Below are 19,745 nucleotides of genomic sequence, written 5' to 3'. Positions count from 1 at the left end.
GCTCGCATGCTAAGGTTAAAGTTACTGCTAAAATTCTCGCTGCGTATTATTCATCTCGACTAAATAAAGCATCAATAAATTCTTGGGTTGAGAATGGGCGTAAATCATCTATCCCTTCCCCAACACCGATATAACGGATAGGAATCGTGAATTGATCGGCAATAGCAAAGATCACACCACCTTTTGCCGTTCCATCTAATTTAGTCAGAGTGATACCTGTTAATGGGGCTGCTTCACTGAAGAGCTTCGCTTGGCTAATCGCATTCTGCCCAGTCCCTGCATCTAATGTCAGCATGATTTCATGCGGTGCTTGAGGATCGATCTTCTTCATGACTCGGACAATTTTTTTCAGCTCTTCCATCAAGTTTGCTTTATTTTGTAAACGCCCTGCAGTATCTGCGATCACCACATCAACACCACGAGCTTTTGCCGCTTCGATGGCATCATAAATCACAGAAGCACTATCCGCTCCTGTATGTTGAGCAATCACAGGCACTTGGTTGCGTTCGCCCCACACTTGCAGTTGTTCCACAGCGGCTGCCCGGAAGGTATCCCCAGCCGCTAACATGACTTTCTTGCCTTGAGCTTGGAACTGTTTCGCCAGTTTACCAATGGTTGTCGTTTTTCCGACACCATTCACGCCAACCATCAAGATGACATACGGTGTTGCTTGCTTATCGATCACCAAAGGTTGATCGACTTGTGTCAGAATCTCAGCCATTTCTTGCTTAAGTAATGCATAAAGTGCTTCACCATCCCGTAATTGCTGACGCGTTGCTTTTTCTGTCAAATTGGCAATGATTTTTAGGGTGGTTTCCATCCCAACATCGGCCATCAAGAGTTGCTCTTCTAACTCCTCAAACAGATCGCCATCAATGGTTTTGCCCTTAAACAACCCAAAAAAACCAGAACCAATGTTGGTTTTCGTCCGGCTAAGGCTACGCTTTAAGCGCACAAAGAAGCTTTCTGTTGGTTTTTCTTGTTCTTGAACACGTGGAGTTGGCGCTTCGGCTTCGGCTTCGGCTTCGGCTTCGGCTAATAGAGTTTGTTCTTCCCTTTCACCACTTTCAACCTCGGTAGGCAACGGCTCTTCGGTCAATTCGCTGGGCGATGTCGCTTCTGTTTCTGATGGGGTTGATACATTCTGATTCGGCTGTTCATCACCAAAACCGAGCCATGACAATAAGCCACGCTTCTTTTTTTCCGTCATTTGGGAATATCCTGAGTCTGACTAAGCGATAATGTTTCTCTAACCGAATTATTGCGGGCCAGAGAAAGAAAAATGACAAAGCAGTGAAAATTTTTTGCTTCACTTGGTAGACTTTGTCACTCTATTTAATCCTGCTTTCTGCTTTTCGCTAAGAAACCAGCAGATTGGCTATAATAACACTTATTTAGCGGTCAAAAAATCTATGCGAAAACCTCGCCAGCAAACCCTATCACAAAAACGCTCACCAAGCGGCCATGTTCGTATTATTAGTGGCCTTTGGCGGGGACGGAAACTCCCCGTTCATGATGCCCAAGGGCTCCGCCCAACCACGGATCGGGTAAAGGAAACCTTGTTTAACTGGTTAGCACAGGATATTGCTCATGCAAGCTGTCTGGATATTTTTGCAGGCTCTGGAGGGCTAGGCTTCGAATGTGCCTCTCGACAAGCCGAGCAAGTCACCATGCTGGAGTTAAATCCAACCGCTTATGCCCAGCTCAACCACAACATCGCAACCTTAAAGGCAACCAATATTCATGCCATTAATACCGATGCGGTCGCCTATCTTCAACAAAACGGACACCCTTTTGACATTGTCTTTATTGACCCTCCTTTTCGTCAGGGATTACTGGAGCAAACTATCGCCTTGCTAGAAGAGAAAGGTTGGTTAGCCGAACAGGCGCTCATTTACGTCGAAAGTGAAAAAGAGTTAATGCTGACGACCTTCCCCGAATCTTGGCAATTACATAGAGAGAAGATTGCAGGACAAGTCTGTTACCGCCTTTTTATCCGTAACACGAGATAAAGCTGAAAGCAAAATACACGCCCAATCACCAAGATAAAGTGTGATTGGGTAAACAAAGGTTAAAGTACAGATGCCACGATGAGAGCTTGTGCCAACCAATAGCTACCCGAAATCCAATACTGGCCATAAGGTAAAGAACGCCGATAATCATGAATCGCCAATAATAAAGCGGATAAGATAAGAATCAGGCTCCCCAAAAAACCCACTAATGACCCCCACGAAGGCAACTTAAGCCACACTTCCCCAGAGGCCCACGCTAACTGAACAAGAACCCCCCCCATGATGGTCACAGGGAAGATCAACGTATCGAGTTGAGGTAATAATAGAAAAAAAGCCACAACACTGGTCGCCAACAACAGGGCGGGTAGCCACCACACGATAGTTCCGGGGATCTGGATCCAAAATGCTTTGCTATAACAAAGCTGCGCCGATAAAAATGCAAAAAAACAGACTTTTGGCCATTTATCGAGTAGATGCAGGCTATCGGCAAACATAGTAACCATCAGCCCCAGCGCCACCCAAATTGTCGGGGTCGGCCAAGTGGGAACTCGCTCGACAAGCATGATAAGCAATAATGCGGAAGTCATATTTTTAAACAACAACGCTTGCTTTATTTTATGGTTTTCAAACGCAGAAATGCTGATAAACCCCGATAAGGCGACAGAAATCCAGCTCCACATGCCGATACCTCTTGTGAAATCTGCCGCCAGTGTAGGCTTGTCACCGATGAAGTCCAGAAACGAACTGCAAAAATTGGATCTGGATTGCGAATCTACATCGCTCCTATTCCTTTATTCCCCCACCACACCATATCTTACCCACCTCCCCATCAAAACAGAGCAAAAACAAGAAAAATCATTAAAAACACCGTTTTAAACACACAAAAAATGGCAAAAACAAAGAAAAACACAATAAAAATAAAAATAAAAATAAAAATAAAACTTAAAAAACAATAAGTTAAAAATATATTGTAGTAATTTTAAATACTCATACCTAAATAACCGAATAATAAAAATAAAAACAACAATAAAAACAAAACCAACTGATCTGACCAGAAATAAAAATGAGATCGAATGAAATTCAACGATTATTTTCTTAAAAAATGGGAATTTACTAAAAAATGACAACCCACCCAAGCCATTGGTCAAAACCCAAATAATGGCAAGTTATAAACATTAAATTAACCAAAACAAACCAAATAAAATCAACCAGTTAAATAAAAACCGCATTGAAATTACGCAAAAAGAACAAGAGATAAACAGCTCATAATCAATAGTTTACTCTAGCAGAACCTCACAATTATCGACTACAAAATGTATTTTTTAAGGACTTAAGTCCGATCCTCTTGATCACTGCGATAAAGTAGTGTTATTCTGACAAAACAGGATGAGACAACAAACAGAGGAGCAGTGTTATGATTTCTTCATCTCAAAAACAGGGATTGGTAATGATTGCAGTAATCGTAGGCTTAATGACACTGCCGTTACTTTACTAATTTGCTGTAAATAAACAAAAAAGGACGCAAAAGCGTCCTTTTTTGTTTATTTATTATCACGATCGACAGATTCATTCACCCGTCATGCTTCCCCAAGATTTACAGGGAATTAGGAAGGTACTTTGATACTTCATCCCAATGAATATAATAAAAAAGCATTGCCGCTAATGTCATCAGCGCAACCAAAGTAAGGGCAGCTCGCCATACAAAACGGCTGCTGCGAGGCGTCAGAACTTTTTCGCACTCACAACACACGTTAAAAAATGCCTTCCTATCTTCTAAGTGGTAATGATCTTCATGCACAATTTTATTCCGAATAGTCGCCACGTATCTTAACTTTGCGATAATATCGTGGGGTAACCGCTCTTCACAGCTTGAGATCAGTTGGTGTAATCCCTTTCCTTGGGCATGATATTGCTGACGAAGCAAGGTTTCTAGTCTTCGCGTTCGTAATACGACTTGTTCTATCTCTGACATTGCTGCCTCCTTGCTTAACGACTCACGCTATTAAGGTATTTTCACCCACCCATTAAGATAAGTGCTACTTTCTTGCCAATTAAACCCTAAGATCAACAGAGAAATGTGAGATCAACCGAAAAATATCGTCATATAATGACAACTTATACAGATTATTTCAGCAAACTGCCCATAAGATACGGCTAACGATTTTCTACAACCTTCAAGTTGGAGTAAGCCATGTCCCCACTATTATTACTATTGATTAGCTTAATCAGTTTACTCATTGTCGGATTATGGCTATTTAGCCAATTTTTTCGTCGTCATATGCAAGGTGAAAAAGCTCCACAACGTCGAGCCATCGTCACAATTTTAGACAAGCAAATCATCGAAATATCACACCCGTTACCAGACCAAGAAAATCAAGAATACTGGATCTATGTTCAAAAAGGAGCACTAGGCCCGAAAAGAGAGTTCCAAGTTGGCCCTCACTATTTCCATGCCTTAAACCCGGGAGATCAAGGCGAACTCACTTACCAAGGGCGAAAATTCCTCCATTTTGCATTAACACGCTAAGGGAGAAGCCACCGTGTTTTGGCACTACGAGAGAGCAAATAACTGATAGCTAAGGCGCCACCGCCACTGATAATAACCCACAGAGGGATAACCCAAAGTGGATCACCTTGATACCAACCGTAAGTTTTCATCGGCCAAAGAAAAATAGGGTGTAATAAATAAATCCCTAAACTGTGCTGACTGATCAAACGCACAAACGTCTTAAGAACAAACGGAAGTTTCTCAGCCCAAGCTCGACAAACGACAAAAACCATCACCGCCGCCAAAACCACATTAAGGGTTTTATAAGATAACCAGCGACCGACAGTATAACTGGCCTCTTGCAAACTAAGCTGAATCACTGAATACGCGGTGATTCCTAGTGCGGCGATGCCAAGCCCAATAGCCACGGAAACGGTAAATTTATTAATGGGTAACTTTTGATACAGTAGGTAGCCTAAAGGTAAATATCCACTAAATAGCCACCACTGCTGGCTCCAAATACCATCAATCCCACACAAATACAGCCATGTAGTTAGCAACCACGCTCCCACCCATACATACCAGAACCCATCATCAACTCGCTGAACCAGCCAATGTAAGCAAGGAATGATGAAATACAGTGGAATAAAATAATAGAAAAAACCCAGATGGTAATAGGTTTCATGTTCAGGCAAGGCGACTAAGGTTCGCCAAACCGTAGCAAGGTCAAAACCACGGGCACTCCAACCAGAAAGGTAAGCATAGAAACACGACCAAATGAAGAAGGGGATAAAGACTTTACCTAGCCGCCGCTGAAGGTAATAACGCCACTGAAAAGGTCGTGGATCACTGAGCATCAAAGCCCCCGAAATTAGAATAAATACGGGTACAGCCCAGCGGCTCACACTATTGATGGTTACTGCTGTCATCCATTGGCTATCGGGGATCACTCCTAATCCGTAGCGATAAGGAGCGAGAACATGGATGGAAATCACCGCAAACGCTGCCACACAGCGGAGTAAGTCAAAAAAAATTACGCGCTTTGTCATGAATCTTTCTCTTATTTGTCTTCTGCGACCATACCCCATCTCACTGGCCTTTGTGTAAAAACATCGCCAGCCCAACGTCAACTCTTACTCTGTGACAAAGATTAATAGTTATTGCCTATTGAAACAATGCACATAACCCCCTTTAAAGTCGACAATGACAGGCATATGATGTTTACACGATTTCAAAGAAATCCACTTAATTTAAAAAACTTAAATCTTAAATGAGGTGAGTGTATGAAAACTAATCTGATCGGCCTAGACAACAACCAAAGCCAACAACTCGCTCAATCGTTGAACCGTTTATTGGCTAACTATCAAGTATTTTATATGAATACTCGTGGTTATCACTGGAACATTAAAGGTAAAGAATTCTTCGAATTGCATGCCAAATTCGAAGAGATTTATACCGACTTACAAGTAAAAATTGATGAACTGGCTGAACGTATTTTAACCTTGAGTGCACAACCCCTGCACAGTTTCAGCAGTTACCTAGCAACCACAGAAATTAAAGAACATACCAATGCCACCGATGGCCAAAGCACCATGCAAGGCTTGTTAGATGGCTTTAGTTCATTGATTGCTCAGCAACGAACTATTTTATCACTAGCAGCAGAAGTGGGTGATGAAGGGACAAGTGCTCAAATGAGTGACTATATCCGTGAACAAGAAAAACTGGTTTGGATGCTAAATGCTTGGCTGCAATAAATCCATCTTCACTGATTAATGATCATTAATCATTAGGCTGGCGGTATAAGCTCCCCAAAGACAGGCTCTTTACCGTCAGCCGCCCTCCGCTTAATGGTTACGTCTCACTTCTTGACTCCACCGTTGCGCTGCATTGAGCTCTTGCGTCACCTCATCCACACCGATACCTAAAGTATGACAATGGTTTTCAACCCCTTGCCAATCTGCCTTTTCAAAACACTCTTCAAGGCTGAGCAATTCACCAAATGGGCCTTCTCGCTTATTCAGTGCTTGTTTGATTGCTTGAGCCACTGGTAACTGCTCAAGCAAATGATCCAATGACGTATCGAGTAAAGCGTCCAGTACGGAAAACAACCCAATTAAGAATGCCTGTTCTTTATGTTCATTAAACGGTCTTCGCTTAGACATTAGCTGACAAAATTGCGCCCGTTGCAGAGATAAATTATAAAGCTCTTGTGGCTTTTTGACCGAAACGTAAGACGCGACAGCCAAAGAGACAAAAATCTTCAGTTGATCTTGCCCAAGATAGACCAAAGCTTGGCGAAAAGAGGAAATGGGCACAGCCAGCCGAGGCGACAAGCGGTTCACAAAACGCAACAATTTATAAGACAAGGCAAGATCTTGCGAAATAATCTGTTCAACTCGCTCAAAGTCGACAGAGGGACGACACACCTCTTGAAATAGTTGCATCGAAATCAATTGTTCTGGGCTGAGATAACGCTGTTTAATAATTTGAGGTTTACTAAAAAAATACCCTTGAAAGAAACTAAAGCCCGCACGGCGGGCCATATCAAACTGTTCTTGTGTCTCAACCTTCTCGGCTAAAAATCGTCGCTTACTGCCCGCTGCAAGTCTCTGCTCCACAATGTGACATGCTTGCTCAATCCCCATGGCAATAATATCGAGTTTAACAATATGCACATAAGGTAGGAAACGTTCCCAATCCGGGCTGTAAACAAAGTCATCTAATGCGATAAGGTAACCACGCGTGCTTAAGTCTTGAATGACAGCAAACAATTCATCACTGGGTGGGCAAGTTTCAAGCACTTCCACCACAATTTGCTCTTTAGGCAGCGTCAGTGGCAAGCGTCGTAATAAGCTTTTATAGGGAAAGTTAATAAAACAACGGGAGTATTCAATCGAAGGGTTGGTACCTACAGCGAGAAAGTTTTCAACAATTAAGCGATACGTTGCACGATCAGAATCGATTTGGCCAGGAAACGCATTACGCTCTCCATCACGAAACAATAGTTCATAACCGAGTGTATGCTTTTTAGCATTAAAAATCGGTTGCCTTGCAACATAGGTGGTATACATCGCCCCCTCAAACATGGTTGTTTTATACCCCTATTACTCTCAGATCTTACGCTGTGCCTATCATACCTTACCGATACCTCAACACTAAACCAAACTCTGGTTATTTTTCGCCAATTCTTAACTTCAATCAATATCAATTCAGGGATCTCACAGCCTCGATTCTCTATTCGTTGCAATTTTCGGCAACTCGCTTATTCTAACGAAGTTCAGCATCGCGCTGAGAGCCAAACTTAGTCAGAAGATCAGACCAATTCATGCCACACACATACAGCCAAGAAACCCACTTTCCACAAGTCATGTCACAAACCATTACCCCATGGTGGCAGCAGAGCCGTCATCAAGCGTACTACCCAGCATGGGACAACACGCAATTGTATTGGTGTGCGATGACCTCACCACAACATACCAAAGCCATCGTAGTGGTGAATGGTCGGCTAGAATCGGTATGGAAATATCAAGAACTATTTTATGATCTCTTTCAGCAAGGGTATGACGTTTACTCATTTGATCACCGAGGGCAAGGCTTATCGGATCGACTACTCAAGGACAAAGAAATAGGTCATGTCGATACCTTTGATGATTACGTCCGTGATTTAGCGGCCTTGGTCTCCCATTTTCAGTTACAGCGCTATGCACAACGTTATCTATTGGCCCATTCCATGGGAGGGGCTATCGCTACTCGTTACCTACAAACTCATGCGGATCATGCTTTTGATGCCGTTGTGTTAAGCGCTCCAATGTTTGGTATTCAGATGCCTTGGCAGTTACGTGCCATTGCAGAGCCACTCTCTCGGATGCTCACTTACCGCTACCGTACACCTCACTATGCTCCCGGTTATGGCCCTTACTATGCCAAACCATTTGCCATTAATCCGCTCACTCATAGCGAGGTTCGCTACCGATGGTTTCGTGAATTATATGAGCAAAAACCCGCGCTTAAATTAGGAGGGCCAAGTACTCGCTGGGTATGGCAAGGATTAAAAGCCACTAGGCAGTGCTTACAAGACACCCGTCAGTTGACCATTCCGACCTTACTGCTTCAGGCCGAATGCGATACGATCGTCAGCAATGCTTCTCAAACTCGTTTTATCACCCAGCTCGCTCAAACCAACACGAATAGCCGAATTCAGCTGATTCATGGAGCAAAGCATGAGTTACTGTTTGAGAGTGATTGCTACCGAAATCAGGCATTAGATGCCCTATTCGCTCACTTTAATTCGCAATCTTCGAAATAGAGGAAAAAGCGCTGCCAGAGTTTTACCCTCTTTTTCTCGCGGATTATCCCTTACACTATTTGGCCAAGATCGTTTACTTGGCGACTTTACCTGCGACAACGAGGGTTATATGACCACTGAACAAAAAACGGTACCATTTCGTATTGTAGCTTCCGATCTGGATGGCACATTGTTAGCACCCAATCATCAACTAAGTGCATTTTCAAAACAGACACTCAACGATCTTCATCAACAAGGCTTTACTTTCGTTTTTGCGACAGGTCGCCATCATGTCGATGTCGCGGGAATTCGAGAAATCGCAGGAATTCCAGCCTATATGATCACGGCTAATGGAGCGAGAGTGCATGACCAAAACAATCAAGAAATGTACAGTAAGAACGTTCCTTCTGAACAAGTTCAAGCAATCATTGATCAGGTTAAAGGGGATGATTCCATCTACATTCATATGTACCGTAATGATGAATGGCTACTGAATCGTGAAGATGAAGTGCTCCGCAATTTCCATAAAGATTCCGGTTTTACCTATCAGGTTTTCGATGTGGATCATGCGCCCACCGACGGAGTCGCAAAAATTTTCTTTACCAATCAAAGCAAAGATCACGAGCAGCTCGTACATATTGAAACGCTGATCAACCAACGCTTTGCCGGCCAAGTTAGTGTTGCCTTTTCTACACCGTGGTGTTTAGAAGTCATGGGAGCTGGTGTTTCGAAAGGGGAGGCTTTGCAAGTTGTGGCCGAGTCATTAGGGCTATCACTGGCTGACTGTATCGCATTTGGTGATGGAATGAATGATGTTGAAATGCTCACCATGGCAGGTAAAGGCTTAGTTATGCAAACAGCACATGAAAAAGTGCTACGAGCGTTACCCAATAACGAAGTGATTGGCAGTCATGCCGATGATGCAGTCGCTCACTATCTACAAGATCACCTACCGCTATCGGTAAGCCACTCATAAGCTGCGACCATTTTCGGTTATCGCCCCATCCGTTAAGCTGAACGTTGCTTGGGGCGTTTTGCTATACCCCTCCAAACTCTCTCTTCACCATATCCACCCTCTTAAAGTCCATAATTGAGAACTTCTTCCCAAGGGAAACCTTTTCTGTCCGTAAAGTGTCAATAGAACTGGCCGTAGGTTCTGTTTTAAACCAACGATATGCCATAATGCCCTGAAGTTCGTTGCGTTTTTTGTCACGAGGAAGAGATACCATGAAGCAGCTGAAAATCCCAGCGGCCATCCTAGCACTACTCGCCCTACAAGCGTGTTCATCATCCCAGCCGACCGAAAACCAAATCGTGCCGGTAAATGCCACGCTGGATAATCCAGCAACCGTCGTTCCCCAAACCTTTATTATGCGAGGGGAAGTCGTTGTTGGACCTGAGGTTCGCTCTTTCACGCCCTGCGGAAGTAACCAGCAATATTGGTTAGACTGGACGCCAGAACAGACCCAACAAGCCCTGAAACTCAATCAATCCCCTTATCAAATTCTCTATGGGGAAATGATTGGTTATCTGCTTCCTCCAAGCCAAACAGGATTTAATGCCGACTACATGGCCCGGTTTGTCGTTCAGCAGGTGAATCAATTAAGTGCTGAGAATAATAAAGGGTGTCAACACCCCACTAGCCCCACCCGTGCATTTGGCAATGAGCCATTTTGGTCAATACAATTTTCACCGCAAGGACTAGAATTTCAACCACTAGGTGGCCATAAACAGGTACTGACAATTCAAAGCAGCCAACGTTCTGCAAACCACCGAACGGATCAGTTTGAGCAAGGACATCTACAACTGGAAAGAGCATCATGCGTCGATGGCATGAGCCAGAATTTATACAGTTGGCGTTCTGTGCTAACCCTTAACGATGAGACCTACCAAGGCTGTGCCATACTCAGCAACCTCGATACGACACAAGAGTGGGTAGGCACCTACTTTGCCAGCGCAACAAAGCAGCAAGGCTTTGGCGTAACGTTAGAACTTAACTCCGATCACAGTGCAACCACCCGCTACCGGTATTTAAATGGCGAACGAGAATTAGTTGAAAAAGGCTTCTGGCAGCAGCTCAACCCAGATCAAATTCAAGTGGTTATGACTTTGCATCAGCAGCAATATTTACTCTCTGAGCGAGTGTTCACTCGGCATGGTTATCAACTGCATGCAGACAAAGAAAAAGTGGGCAACGTGGTCTACCCCATCAGCAATAATGGCATTACCCTTTTCCAAGCCAAGCAGGTGAACCAACCTCCAGTAACAGAAAAAATAACGCTGAGTGAAACTGTGCAGCACATTCCCTCCCGCGATGAGTACGATGAAGACGTGGACCAAGCCGTACGCCGATATTTTGCACTGCATAAAACCAGCCCGACTCAGACGCATTACCGTTGGTTGAAATATGATTTAAATGGCAATCAACACCCAGAGTTGCTAGTACAGCTCGATTGGTGCCATGACACACAATGTACTTTGCTCATTTTTGAGCACAAAAATGGAGAGTGGCAGTTTAATAGCCGAATCAATGGGGTACAGACGCCCTTCCGGCTAGGAAAAGCATCACAGCATGGCTGGCAGGATCTGATGCTTCCTATCAATACAGATCAAGCGATGACAGCACACCAACTGCAATACAATGGCATCAGTTATCCGGTAAGTATCAAAAAAGCGAAGACAGCTCACGCCAGTGAAATCAGTGGTATAAGTTTGTTTGCTGATGGGTTATCACCTCGAACTGGAGTCAAACTCTAATGCAACCTTGCCCAAGCTGTGGCCTTCGCCACCAATGCTTATGTTCAGCGATACCTCAGCTATCCAGTGCGTTGTTTTTATCACTGCTCACCCATGAAAATGAATACCAACGAGCAACCAACACTGGGCAGTGGTTAGTCCAATCACTGCCTAACTGCGCAGCGTTTACTTGGCAACGAACATTGCCTCCCACAGCGCTATTACAGCGAATGGCAGAACCTGATTATCATTCTGTATTAGTCTATCCCAGTGAACAAAGTGTTCCCGTGGCACTCGAACATCAAAATGCACAAGCGATGGGCAAGAAAATGCATTTTATCGTACTCGATGGTACGTGGCAGGAAGCCAAGAAGATGTTGCGTAAAAGCCCTTGGTTAACCGTGCCCCATGTGAACATCAACGTACAAGGTGAATCATGCTATCAGCTAAGACGTCACCAACAAGCGGGACACTTATGCACGTTAGAAGTGGGGGCAGCTTTACTCAACTCACTGGACGAATCAGAGAATGCACAGCAGCTAAACGCTTTTCTCAACCGCTTTATGCGTACCCTGCAAGCCGATAAAAGTGGGCACGCACTGGCTGATCACCTTGATTGACGTGGAATATCCAGCAAAGAACATAAACTCTGCGGCTGACCTAGGTAAAAACCTTGCAAATAATCGACCCCCATATCTTCACTGATCTGGCACACCGTCTCGTTGTGTACAAATTCAGCCACAGTTTTGGCATTTAACACCTGACATAATTTCACCAATTGCTGGGCAATTTTTCGCTGTTTCATATCTTGGTCGATATTTCGAATTAAACTACCATCCAGTTTAATCACTTGAGGTTCTAGCTTGATGATTTCATCAATGTTTGAATAACCACTACCAAAATCATCCACAATAATTCTCACCCCTAAGCGGCGAAAATGTTCACAGACCTCAATCATGTGGCCATAGTCTTTGATTTGCTCATTTTCTAGCACTTCTAACCCGACTCGAGCTGGATTTGCCAAAGATTGAATCGCACTTTCAAGACACTGTAGTGTTCTTTCACTCATCAAATCTTGCGGAGACAAGTTAATCGAAAAGTCTTCGTGACGATCTCGCATTAGCTCAAAAGTGCGATGTATCATCTGCCGACTTAAGCGAGTATAAAGGTGACTCCCTTCGATAATGGGTAAGAATCGCCCGGGTAAAATGATTTCTCCCTCATCTTCAATCCTAACTAAGCATTCGTAAGAAGCGAGCTGGTGGCTGTGCGCATGTACTATCGGCTGCGCATAAACCAATACGTTATCATCCAATACCGCTCGGCTAACACACGATAACCACACCAGCCGCTGTTGACGTAGCTGATCATGCGTTCGTAAATGAGTGGCGCTACAAAAATGACGATTACGCTGAAAAGCATGTCGCCTCGCTTCAATCGCACGAAGCAATAAATCATCAGCATCCAGCTCTGGAAACTCTTTACGACTGACTAACCCAGCGCAAAGGGAAACCGACACATAATCAATTTCGGGTAAACCAAATGGTTCAAAATTGACATGCTCAAGCTGCTCAACAAATTGGGAAAAGGTACGATGAATGGCTTCTTCCTCAATATCCACCGTCAGTATCGCAGCCCATTCGCCAACCCCAATCGCATAGAGAGAATTCTTCTCGGGAAGGCGTTCAGCGAGGTAGCTTTGAAAATGCCCCGTTAAATCTAGCAGTAATTTATCTCCAACCTGATAACCATATTTTTCGTTAATTTGGTTAAAGTTAGTCAGCTTTAAAGCCAATAAATGCTCATTGGTCGCCATACGCAATAATTTTTCACGCAAGACAACACGGTTTGGTAGCCCTGTGCGACGATCCACTCGATAGCTTGCCGTCAGCAAAGAGGCTTGATCTTGGATCTTCTGGGACAGATCGTGGTTCATCTCATCCAAATCGTCTAAGGCATTACGAATAAGGCTAAATAGGGGAGCTAACTCATCATGGCGAACATAATTAAAGGGAGGACGCTGCTCTTGACTGGGCGCGCCTTCACGGATGGCAAAATAGGTCATGCTGTGGTGCAACACTCGCTGTAACTGCCCATCGTGCCATAGTTCTCCTGAGCAATACCCTCCGGAGGTTAACGCCACCGACTGAAACGGCAGCAACTCTTGGTTGTCTTCGATAAAATCTAACCGAGAGGTACAGTTATAAACAAAGATCTGTTCTGGCTGAAAAAGACGCAGTTGCTCCGCGCCTAATTGCACTTGCTCAAGCGTTAATGATGGATGGTCAAAACAGAAACGCACTTCATCACCCACCGATAAAGCCTCATTAAAGACTAAGCCACTTTCCTCCTCATACAGCGGAACGTACACATCTTGCAGCGCTAGCTCACCTTTGATTAACGGAAAGTTATGCAGCATTTCTAATGGAACGTGCTGGCCGTCCCCTAAATAACGGTTATACACCTGACGGATAGGTATATCATCCAGCCGCCATACCGTTTTGCCTTGAGCGGCCGTGACACGAAAACTACGTCCGAGTGGATTCCATTCGGTATAAGCTCCCGTTTGTACATTCAAGTTATCCCCATGAATTGCGACACAGACCATTGCATCATCATAAAATTGTCGGCCGTGTAAGACCCAAACACCATGCTGAGTTGCGGTTGCTGCCCCTCCTGCAACCTGAACCCCCGGAGCCAAATAATTAAAGGCTCGAAAGCGTTCCTGATCATCCATTTTCATTTGAGCGACAAAACAGAGTAAACATTGGGTATTAGATTGTAGAGAAAGGCTATCGAGTAGTTGCTCAGTATCTTGTTTGCCTGACGCAGTGTTGATTTGAACGGCACTGGTAAGCTGGCTATGAGCGAAATGGCTAACAATAATCAAAGTGCCTACATGGCAAATTTCACCTTGGTGAATCATTTGGTTGGCACTAAAACCAACCAGTTGGGCATCAGGGTATCGGGCAAGTAGCTGATCCGCTAACGCCTGCACTTTTTCCACCGGCTGACTGGAAATAAGTTGAATTAGTTTATTGCCGGGATCAGACGAGGCGACATCCCATGTTATGTCACTTAGCGACTGATGCTCAGAAAGGAATAAAGACGTCGTAAACATACTTCCTGTAACTCATCTTGCAACTATGCCATCACTCGGCATAAAACCGTATACCATCTGCAAACTACGTTAATGATTATCTTGAAAAATCACAATCTTTATTCAATAAATCAGTGCACTTAGTTGTGAGAGACTGTTGACCTCAACATCCGGCAAAACTTTTGCATCACAATTTGCACGCAATGTGTGACCTTGATCATTATACCAACAAGCTTGGAACCCATTTTCCTTGGCTCCTTGTACATCCGTCACTAAGTGATCGCCCACATGCAAAATGGCTGAAGCAGGAAGTTGCAAGAACTGACGCGCCTTACAAAAGAGATCGGGATAAGGTTTCGCTCGTCCATCGGGACCCGCCTTGAGAACCCATTGAAAATAGCGACTCAGACCAATCTGCTCAACATCCACGTTGCCATTCGTTATTGCCAGCAAAGGGACTTTCTGCGCAAGCGACCGTAACACTTGGTGAGTTAATGGCGGGACAGTGACTAAATTTCTGAGTCGTAAGACTTCTTCGATGGTCTCTTCGGCGGCTTGCTTAGCTTGGCTTGGTGAATAACCTAACCGGTGTAAACCTTGTCTGATCTGTTCAAAACGCCATAGTGTTACATCATGATTTAACCAAGGGTCTTCGCGAGCCAACTGCCACTTTAACTGATTCCACCATGCCATGGATTGAGTGACTGTCACGGGGTGATGCTGATAGAGCCACTGCGCAATTTGTTGCTCTAAATGCCGGATTACTGGGTGGTTATCGTATAACGTGTCATCCAAATCAAAGGTCATCGCTTGAATCGGTTGTAGCTGACGATAAAAATGCATCCCTACTCCTTGGTTTTTTTTCTGGCTCGTGGATGAGCTTGATCATACACCTGAGCAAGATGCTGAAAATCAAGATGGGTATAGATTTGTGTCGTCGAAATATTCTCATGCCCCAGTAATTCCTGAACGGCACGCAAATTATTGCTCGATTCCAACATATGAGTAGCAAAAGAGTGGCGCAGTTTATGAGGGCTGATATGGCTAGCAACCGACTGTTTCTGTCCCCATTCTGCCAATCGTTTTTGTACATTACGATGAGAAATACGCCCACCTAATTTGGAAATAAACAGAGCGGGTTCATCCCCTTTTAGCAAGGCTGAACGTACCGTTAACCATTTACTGACCCATTCTTTAGCCTGACCTGAAAACGGAGCTTTACGCTCTTTGTTCCCTTTACCGATCACACGAATTTCGCCACGGCTAAAACTGATGTCTTTAAGATTAATCGCCACCAATTCTGCTAACCGTAACCCTGCACCATACATGAGCTCCATAATGGCACGATCACGAATGGAGAGTGGATCATCCGCCTCAACCTCTAACAGTTGAGCCATTTCATCCACATCTAAATTCTTCGGTAACGGACGCTGCTTTCTGGGTGCTGATACCCCTTTAGCAGGATTAGCTGCTAATTCACCTCGTAGAATCAGGAAATCGAAAAAACTGCGCAGAGAAGAAAGACGCGTTGCCAGGCTACTGGCTTTCATTCCCTCACGCATGCCTTTACTGGCAAGCTGACGCACCCAAGCCGCATCCACTTGCTGCCACTGAGTGATCCCCATTTGGTTTAAATGCGAGGCCATCGCCTGTAACTGCTGCTGATAATTACGTTGAGTGTGGAGACTCAGCCCTTTCTCACTGCGTAAATATTCATAGAAGCGCAGTAACGGCTGAGTTAACCCACTAGGCAGAGGGGGAATGGATTCGTTCATGCTCATAACGTTGCCAAGGGAGTAAGTCGATTAAATGAGACAGCACCAGTGCTAAATGACGCAAAAATAAGGTATCCATACAAGGTTGAAAATGCCCACCATCACGGCTTGCAAAGGCCAAAATCCCTTGTGGTGGAGAAGCGCCTAGCGGAAGAATCACATAAGACCCCATTTCTGGCGTTAAGTTATGCTCACCAAACAATTGTTGACGATCAGCCTGTCGTAAACGCCCTAAATAAGCAGACTTACCATTAAAGTGATTAGTGGCAAAGCGCTGCCATTGCTCTTGTGTCATTGCATACTCACTCATCGGCGAGCCAATCAAACGCACATAGGCCGTTAACCCAAGCCGTTGCGCCGTGCCTTCAATAGCTCGAAAAACCTCACGCAAGCAGCCACACTGCAACACTTTTTCTTGCAACTCCATAAATTCATGGAAGGTTCGATCATTATTCGCTGCGAGCGACATCAAAGTGGTGATTTCTTCTTCTAATTCCTCAATACGTTGCCGTTGTCGAGCCATCTGGATATGGACAAGGGAAACCGCTCCCGCATCGGAACGAGGCAATGATAATGATTCAACCAACTGAGGGTAGTGGAGAAAAAAATCAGGGTGATCTCGTAAATACTCGGCCACCACTTCAGCGGTCAGAGCATCAGCCTGTTGTTGTAACAAAACACATCCTTAATTTAGCAAGATAATTGACCATCAAACACATGAGTAGCAGGCCCGGTCATATACAGAGGTTTACCCGGGCCTTGCCAGCGGATCTCTAAATGACCACCGGGCAATTGAACGGTTACAGTATTATCTAAAAGACCTTGGGCAATACCAACCGCAACCGCTGCACAAGCCCCACTGCCACATGCTTGAGTCTCACCTGAGCCTCGTTCATAAACACGAAGTTTAATGTGTTGACGATCGATCACTTGCATAAAACCCGCATTAACCCGTTCAGGAAAACGCTCATGAGATTCCAGCAAAGGCCCTAACGTTTGAACATCTGCTGTCGTCACATCCTCAACAACCGTAACAACATGTGGGTTCCCCATGCTGACCGCTCCACAAAATAAGGTTTGCTCATCAACACGCATGATGTACGTTTTTTCTGCCTGTTTGGCGCGAAATGGAATCTTGCTCGGTTCAAACTCCGGTTCACCCATATTGACCGTAATTTGATCATCTTCCTCGATAGAAAGAATAATTTTGCCTTTTTTGGTGCTAACACTGAGTTGATATTTATTGGTCAACCCTTTCATACGCACAAAGCGGGCGAAACAACGCGCACCATTACCGCACTGTTCAACTTCACTGCCATCCGCATTGAAAATGCGGTAGTGGAAATCCGTTTCAGGATCATACGGAGCTTCCACTACCAACAGTTGATCAAAACCAACCCCAGTATGACGATTCGCCAAACGCCGAATCAGCTCTGGAGAGAAGAAAACGTTCTGGGTAATGCAGTCAACGACCATAAAATCATTACCCAAACCGTGCATTTTAGAAAAATGGAAATGCATAAGAAATCACTTTACTCTGGCAAAAGACTTTCCAATGCCCATAGGCTGGAAAGAGGTTCACGCTGACGAACGAGGTAGGTTTTGTCACCATCCACCATCACCTCTGCCGCGCGAGTACGGGTATTGTAGTTGGATGACATCGCAAAGCCATAAGCGCCTGCCGAGCGTACCGCTAACAGATCGCCTTGCTCTAACACTAAGCAACGATCTTTTCCTAAAAAGTCACCAGTTTCACACACAGGCCCAACCAAATCATAAGCAACCGCCTCTCCTGTACGAGGTGAAACAGGCACGATATTTTGCCAAGCTTGATACAGAGCTGGGCGCATTAAATCATTCATCGCAGCATCAATAATGGCAAAGTTTTTATGTTCGGTATGTTTAAGAAACTCAACCCGTGTGAGTAACACCCCCGCATTGGCGGCAATCGCTCGTCCAGGTTCAAAAATCAACTCTAAATGCTGATGATTCGCTAAACGCGCCAATAGTGCTTTAGCATAGTCTGATGGTTGAGGGGGTTGCTCATCTTGGTAAACAACGCCAAGCCCACCGCCGACATCAAGATGTTGAATCGTGATACCTTCGGCTTGCAGTGAATCAATTAAAGCCAGTAAGCGATCGACGGCATCAATAAACGGCGTAATTTCTGTCAGCTGTGATCCGATATGGCAGTCGATACCACGCACATCAATATTGGGTAAACGTTGCGCTAAACGGTAAACATCCGGCGCACGTTCAAACGCAATACCAAATTTATTATCACGTAACCCCGTAGAAATATAAGGGTGTGTTTTTGCATCCACATCAGGATTAATACGCAAAGAAACGGGCGCTTTGACACCCAGCTCTCCCGCTACTTCATTCAGCCGCGCGAGCTCTGGCTCAGATTCAACATTAAAACACTTAATTTTTAGTGTTAATGCTCGTTGCATCTCTTGGGCTGTTTTCCCCACCCCAGAAAAGACCACTTTACTGGGATCGCCCCCAGCGGCAATAACACGTTCCAGCTCACCACCAGAAACAATATCAAATCCCGATCCTAACCGAGCTAAGGTATTGAGCACCCCTAAGTTGGAGTTGGCTTTGACGGCATAACAGACCAGATGCGGGTGCCCTGCCACAGAGTGATCAAAGGCATGCCAATGCCTTTCCAGTGTAGCTCTGGAGTAAACATAAAGCGGGGTACCGTATTGCTCAGCCAAATCTGACAACGCTACGTCTTCTGCCCACAGTTGACCATCTTCCTGATAATTGAAGTAATCCAAAATTCTTTCCCTTAATCTAATTGCTTAAATCTACTGACTTTGTTCACTCTGCTGAGCATCATCAGGCAGGTACAATGGGCCAGTTTGTCCACACCCCGCTAAGGCGAGTACAGACAACAAAAACAGTGCGGTGACGGACTTTTTCATTTTGCATATCGTGATTATTGAATCAATGCCTCCTATAATCGCACCACAATCAAGAAAAGCAATAGGATAGATAAGATGAACGAAACTGAATTTCATCAGCAAGCGGATAGCCAGATGCAACTCATTGAACAAGCCATTGATGAGGCGGGAGCCGACATTGATTATGAAACATCCGGTAACGTCATGACGTTAGAGTTTGATGACCGCAGCCAAATTATTATTAACCGCCAAGAACCCATGAAAGAAATTTGGCTGGCATCAAAATCTGGCGGGTTTCATTTCCAGTGGAAAAATGAGCAGTGGATTTGCTCTAAAACCGGAGTCGAACTGCTGGAGATGGTAAAGCAAGAATGCGGAAAACACGCCGGAGAAGCAATCGATTGGCAATAACTGAAGCCGATTACCCCATCATGATC

At 44.6% G+C, this 19,745-nt stretch carries 20 protein-coding genes; 8 read left to right on the top strand and 12 right to left on the bottom strand.

Features of this window, described 5'->3' with window-relative positions:
• Window positions 1-46: 46 nt before the first annotated feature.
• Window positions 47-1,210: a signal recognition particle-docking protein FtsY gene (ftsY, locus tag EXA13_RS12430; RefSeq protein ID WP_238133456.1), complete on the bottom strand. Its 1,164-nt coding sequence runs from the start codon at window positions 1,208-1,210 to the stop codon at window positions 47-49.
• Window positions 1,211-1,412: 202 nt separating this feature from the next.
• On the opposite strand from ftsY, the gene rsmD reads away from it, so the two are divergent.
• Entirely contained in the window at window positions 1,413-2,012 is a 600-nt protein-coding gene (gene rsmD / locus EXA13_RS12425; protein ID WP_238133482.1) for a 16S rRNA (guanine(966)-N(2))-methyltransferase RsmD, read from the top strand.
• 59 nt (window positions 2,013-2,071) lie between these two features.
• Here rsmD and EXA13_RS12420 read toward each other — a convergent pair whose 3' ends face one another.
• Together EXA13_RS12420 and EXA13_RS12415 are read right to left on the bottom strand one after the other, a co-directional pair.
• A complete protein-coding gene (locus EXA13_RS12420) occupies window positions 2,072-2,692 on the bottom strand; it encodes a lysoplasmalogenase (RefSeq protein WP_269136936.1) in 621 nt (206 codons plus the stop codon).
• Window positions 2,693-3,606: 914 nt separating this feature from the next.
• A complete protein-coding gene (locus EXA13_RS12415; protein WP_238133455.1) occupies window positions 3,607-3,984 on the bottom strand; it encodes a DUF4145 domain-containing protein in 378 nt (125 codons plus the stop codon).
• A 219-nt stretch (window positions 3,985-4,203) separates the two neighbouring features.
• On the opposite strand from EXA13_RS12415, the gene EXA13_RS12410 reads away from it, so the two are divergent.
• Window positions 4,204-4,539, top strand: a complete 336-nt coding sequence (locus EXA13_RS12410) for a DUF2500 domain-containing protein (RefSeq protein ID WP_238133454.1) — start codon at window positions 4,204-4,206, stop codon at window positions 4,537-4,539.
• Here the strand turns inward: EXA13_RS12410 and EXA13_RS12405 are convergent.
• Window positions 4,536-5,549, bottom strand: a complete 1,014-nt coding sequence (locus tag EXA13_RS12405; RefSeq protein WP_238133453.1) for an acyltransferase — start codon at window positions 5,547-5,549, stop codon at window positions 4,536-4,538. The two genes, EXA13_RS12410 and EXA13_RS12405, sit on opposite strands and share 4 nt — an antisense overlap.
• A 234-nt stretch (window positions 5,550-5,783) precedes the next feature.
• Between EXA13_RS12405 and EXA13_RS12400 the strand changes: the two genes are divergently transcribed.
• Window positions 5,784-6,254: a Dps family protein gene (locus EXA13_RS12400; RefSeq protein WP_238133452.1), complete on the top strand. Its 471-nt coding sequence runs from the start codon at window positions 5,784-5,786 to the stop codon at window positions 6,252-6,254.
• A 90-nt stretch (window positions 6,255-6,344) separates the two neighbouring features.
• Here the strand turns inward: EXA13_RS12400 and EXA13_RS12395 are convergent, their stop codons facing one another.
• On the bottom strand, window positions 6,345-7,571 hold the full coding sequence (locus tag EXA13_RS12395) for an EAL and HDOD domain-containing protein (RefSeq protein ID WP_238133451.1): 1,227 nt from the start codon (window positions 7,569-7,571) through the stop codon (window positions 6,345-6,347).
• Window positions 7,572-7,825: 254 nt separating this feature from the next.
• Between EXA13_RS12395 and EXA13_RS12390 the strand changes: the two genes are divergently transcribed.
• The 4 genes from EXA13_RS12390 (at window position 7,826) to EXA13_RS12375 (ending at window position 12,141) form a co-directional block, all read left to right on the top strand.
• A complete protein-coding gene (locus EXA13_RS12390) occupies window positions 7,826-8,806 on the top strand; it encodes an alpha/beta fold hydrolase (protein ID WP_238133450.1) in 981 nt (326 codons plus the stop codon).
• Window positions 8,807-8,915: 109 nt separating this feature from the next.
• A complete protein-coding gene (locus EXA13_RS12385) occupies window positions 8,916-9,761 on the top strand; it encodes a Cof-type HAD-IIB family hydrolase (RefSeq protein WP_238133449.1) in 846 nt (281 codons plus the stop codon).
• 251 nt (window positions 9,762-10,012) lie between these two features.
• Window positions 10,013-11,542 carry a COG3650 family protein gene (locus EXA13_RS12380; RefSeq protein WP_238133448.1) on the top strand — a complete coding sequence of 510 codons (1,530 nt, stop codon included), beginning with the start codon at window positions 10,013-10,015 and terminating at the stop codon, window positions 11,540-11,542.
• A complete protein-coding gene (locus tag EXA13_RS12375) occupies window positions 11,542-12,141 on the top strand; it encodes a tRNA-uridine aminocarboxypropyltransferase (protein WP_238133447.1) in 600 nt (199 codons plus the stop codon). The genes EXA13_RS12380 and EXA13_RS12375 overlap by 1 nt, the downstream gene beginning before the upstream one ends.
• On the opposite strand, the gene EXA13_RS12370 is transcribed toward EXA13_RS12375, so the two are convergent.
• The 7 genes from EXA13_RS12370 to lptM form a co-directional block, all read right to left on the bottom strand.
• A complete protein-coding gene (locus EXA13_RS12370) occupies window positions 12,129-14,642 on the bottom strand; it encodes a bifunctional diguanylate cyclase/phosphodiesterase (RefSeq protein WP_238133446.1) in 2,514 nt (837 codons plus the stop codon). The two genes, EXA13_RS12375 and EXA13_RS12370, sit on opposite strands and share 13 nt — an antisense overlap.
• 102 nt (window positions 14,643-14,744) lie before the next feature.
• Window positions 14,745-15,464, bottom strand: coding sequence for a 5-amino-6-(5-phospho-D-ribitylamino)uracil phosphatase YigB (yigB, locus tag EXA13_RS12365; protein ID WP_238133445.1), 720 nt, complete (start codon window positions 15,462-15,464; stop codon window positions 14,745-14,747).
• Between the two features lie 2 nt (window positions 15,465-15,466).
• Window positions 15,467-16,396: a tyrosine recombinase XerC gene (gene xerC / locus EXA13_RS12360; protein WP_238133480.1), complete on the bottom strand. Its 930-nt coding sequence runs from the start codon at window positions 16,394-16,396 to the stop codon at window positions 15,467-15,469.
• Window positions 16,368-17,072, bottom strand: coding sequence for a DUF484 family protein (locus tag EXA13_RS12355; protein ID WP_238133444.1), 705 nt, complete (start codon window positions 17,070-17,072; stop codon window positions 16,368-16,370). Before EXA13_RS12355 ends, xerC begins: the two co-directional genes overlap by 29 nt.
• A 14-nt stretch (window positions 17,073-17,086) precedes the next feature.
• Window positions 17,087-17,917: a diaminopimelate epimerase gene (gene dapF / locus EXA13_RS12350; RefSeq protein ID WP_238133443.1), complete on the bottom strand. Its 831-nt coding sequence runs from the start codon at window positions 17,915-17,917 to the stop codon at window positions 17,087-17,089.
• Between the two features lie 11 nt (window positions 17,918-17,928).
• Window positions 17,929-19,182 carry a diaminopimelate decarboxylase gene (gene lysA / locus EXA13_RS12345; RefSeq protein WP_238133442.1) on the bottom strand — a complete coding sequence of 418 codons (1,254 nt, stop codon included), beginning with the start codon at window positions 19,180-19,182 and terminating at the stop codon, window positions 17,929-17,931.
• A gap of 30 nt (window positions 19,183-19,212) precedes the next feature.
• Window positions 19,213-19,329 carry an LPS translocon maturation chaperone LptM gene (gene lptM, locus EXA13_RS16990; RefSeq protein ID WP_407834605.1) on the bottom strand — a complete coding sequence of 39 codons (117 nt, stop codon included), beginning with the start codon at window positions 19,327-19,329 and terminating at the stop codon, window positions 19,213-19,215.
• Window positions 19,330-19,404: 75 nt separating this feature from the next.
• On the opposite strand from lptM, the gene cyaY reads away from it, so the two are divergent.
• Window positions 19,405-19,719 (top strand): iron donor protein CyaY, encoded by a 315-nt coding sequence (cyaY, locus tag EXA13_RS12335; RefSeq protein ID WP_238133440.1) that lies wholly within the window; start codon window positions 19,405-19,407, stop codon window positions 19,717-19,719.
• Window positions 19,720-19,745: the final 26 nt, after the last annotated feature.

Origin of the sequence: Vibrio cincinnatiensis (genome assembly GCF_022113815.1) — a bacterium.
GTDB classification, from domain to species: domain Bacteria; phylum Pseudomonadota; class Gammaproteobacteria; order Enterobacterales; family Vibrionaceae; genus Vibrio; species Vibrio cincinnatiensis_A.
This window is presented reverse-complemented; position numbering and strand designations above follow the sequence as displayed.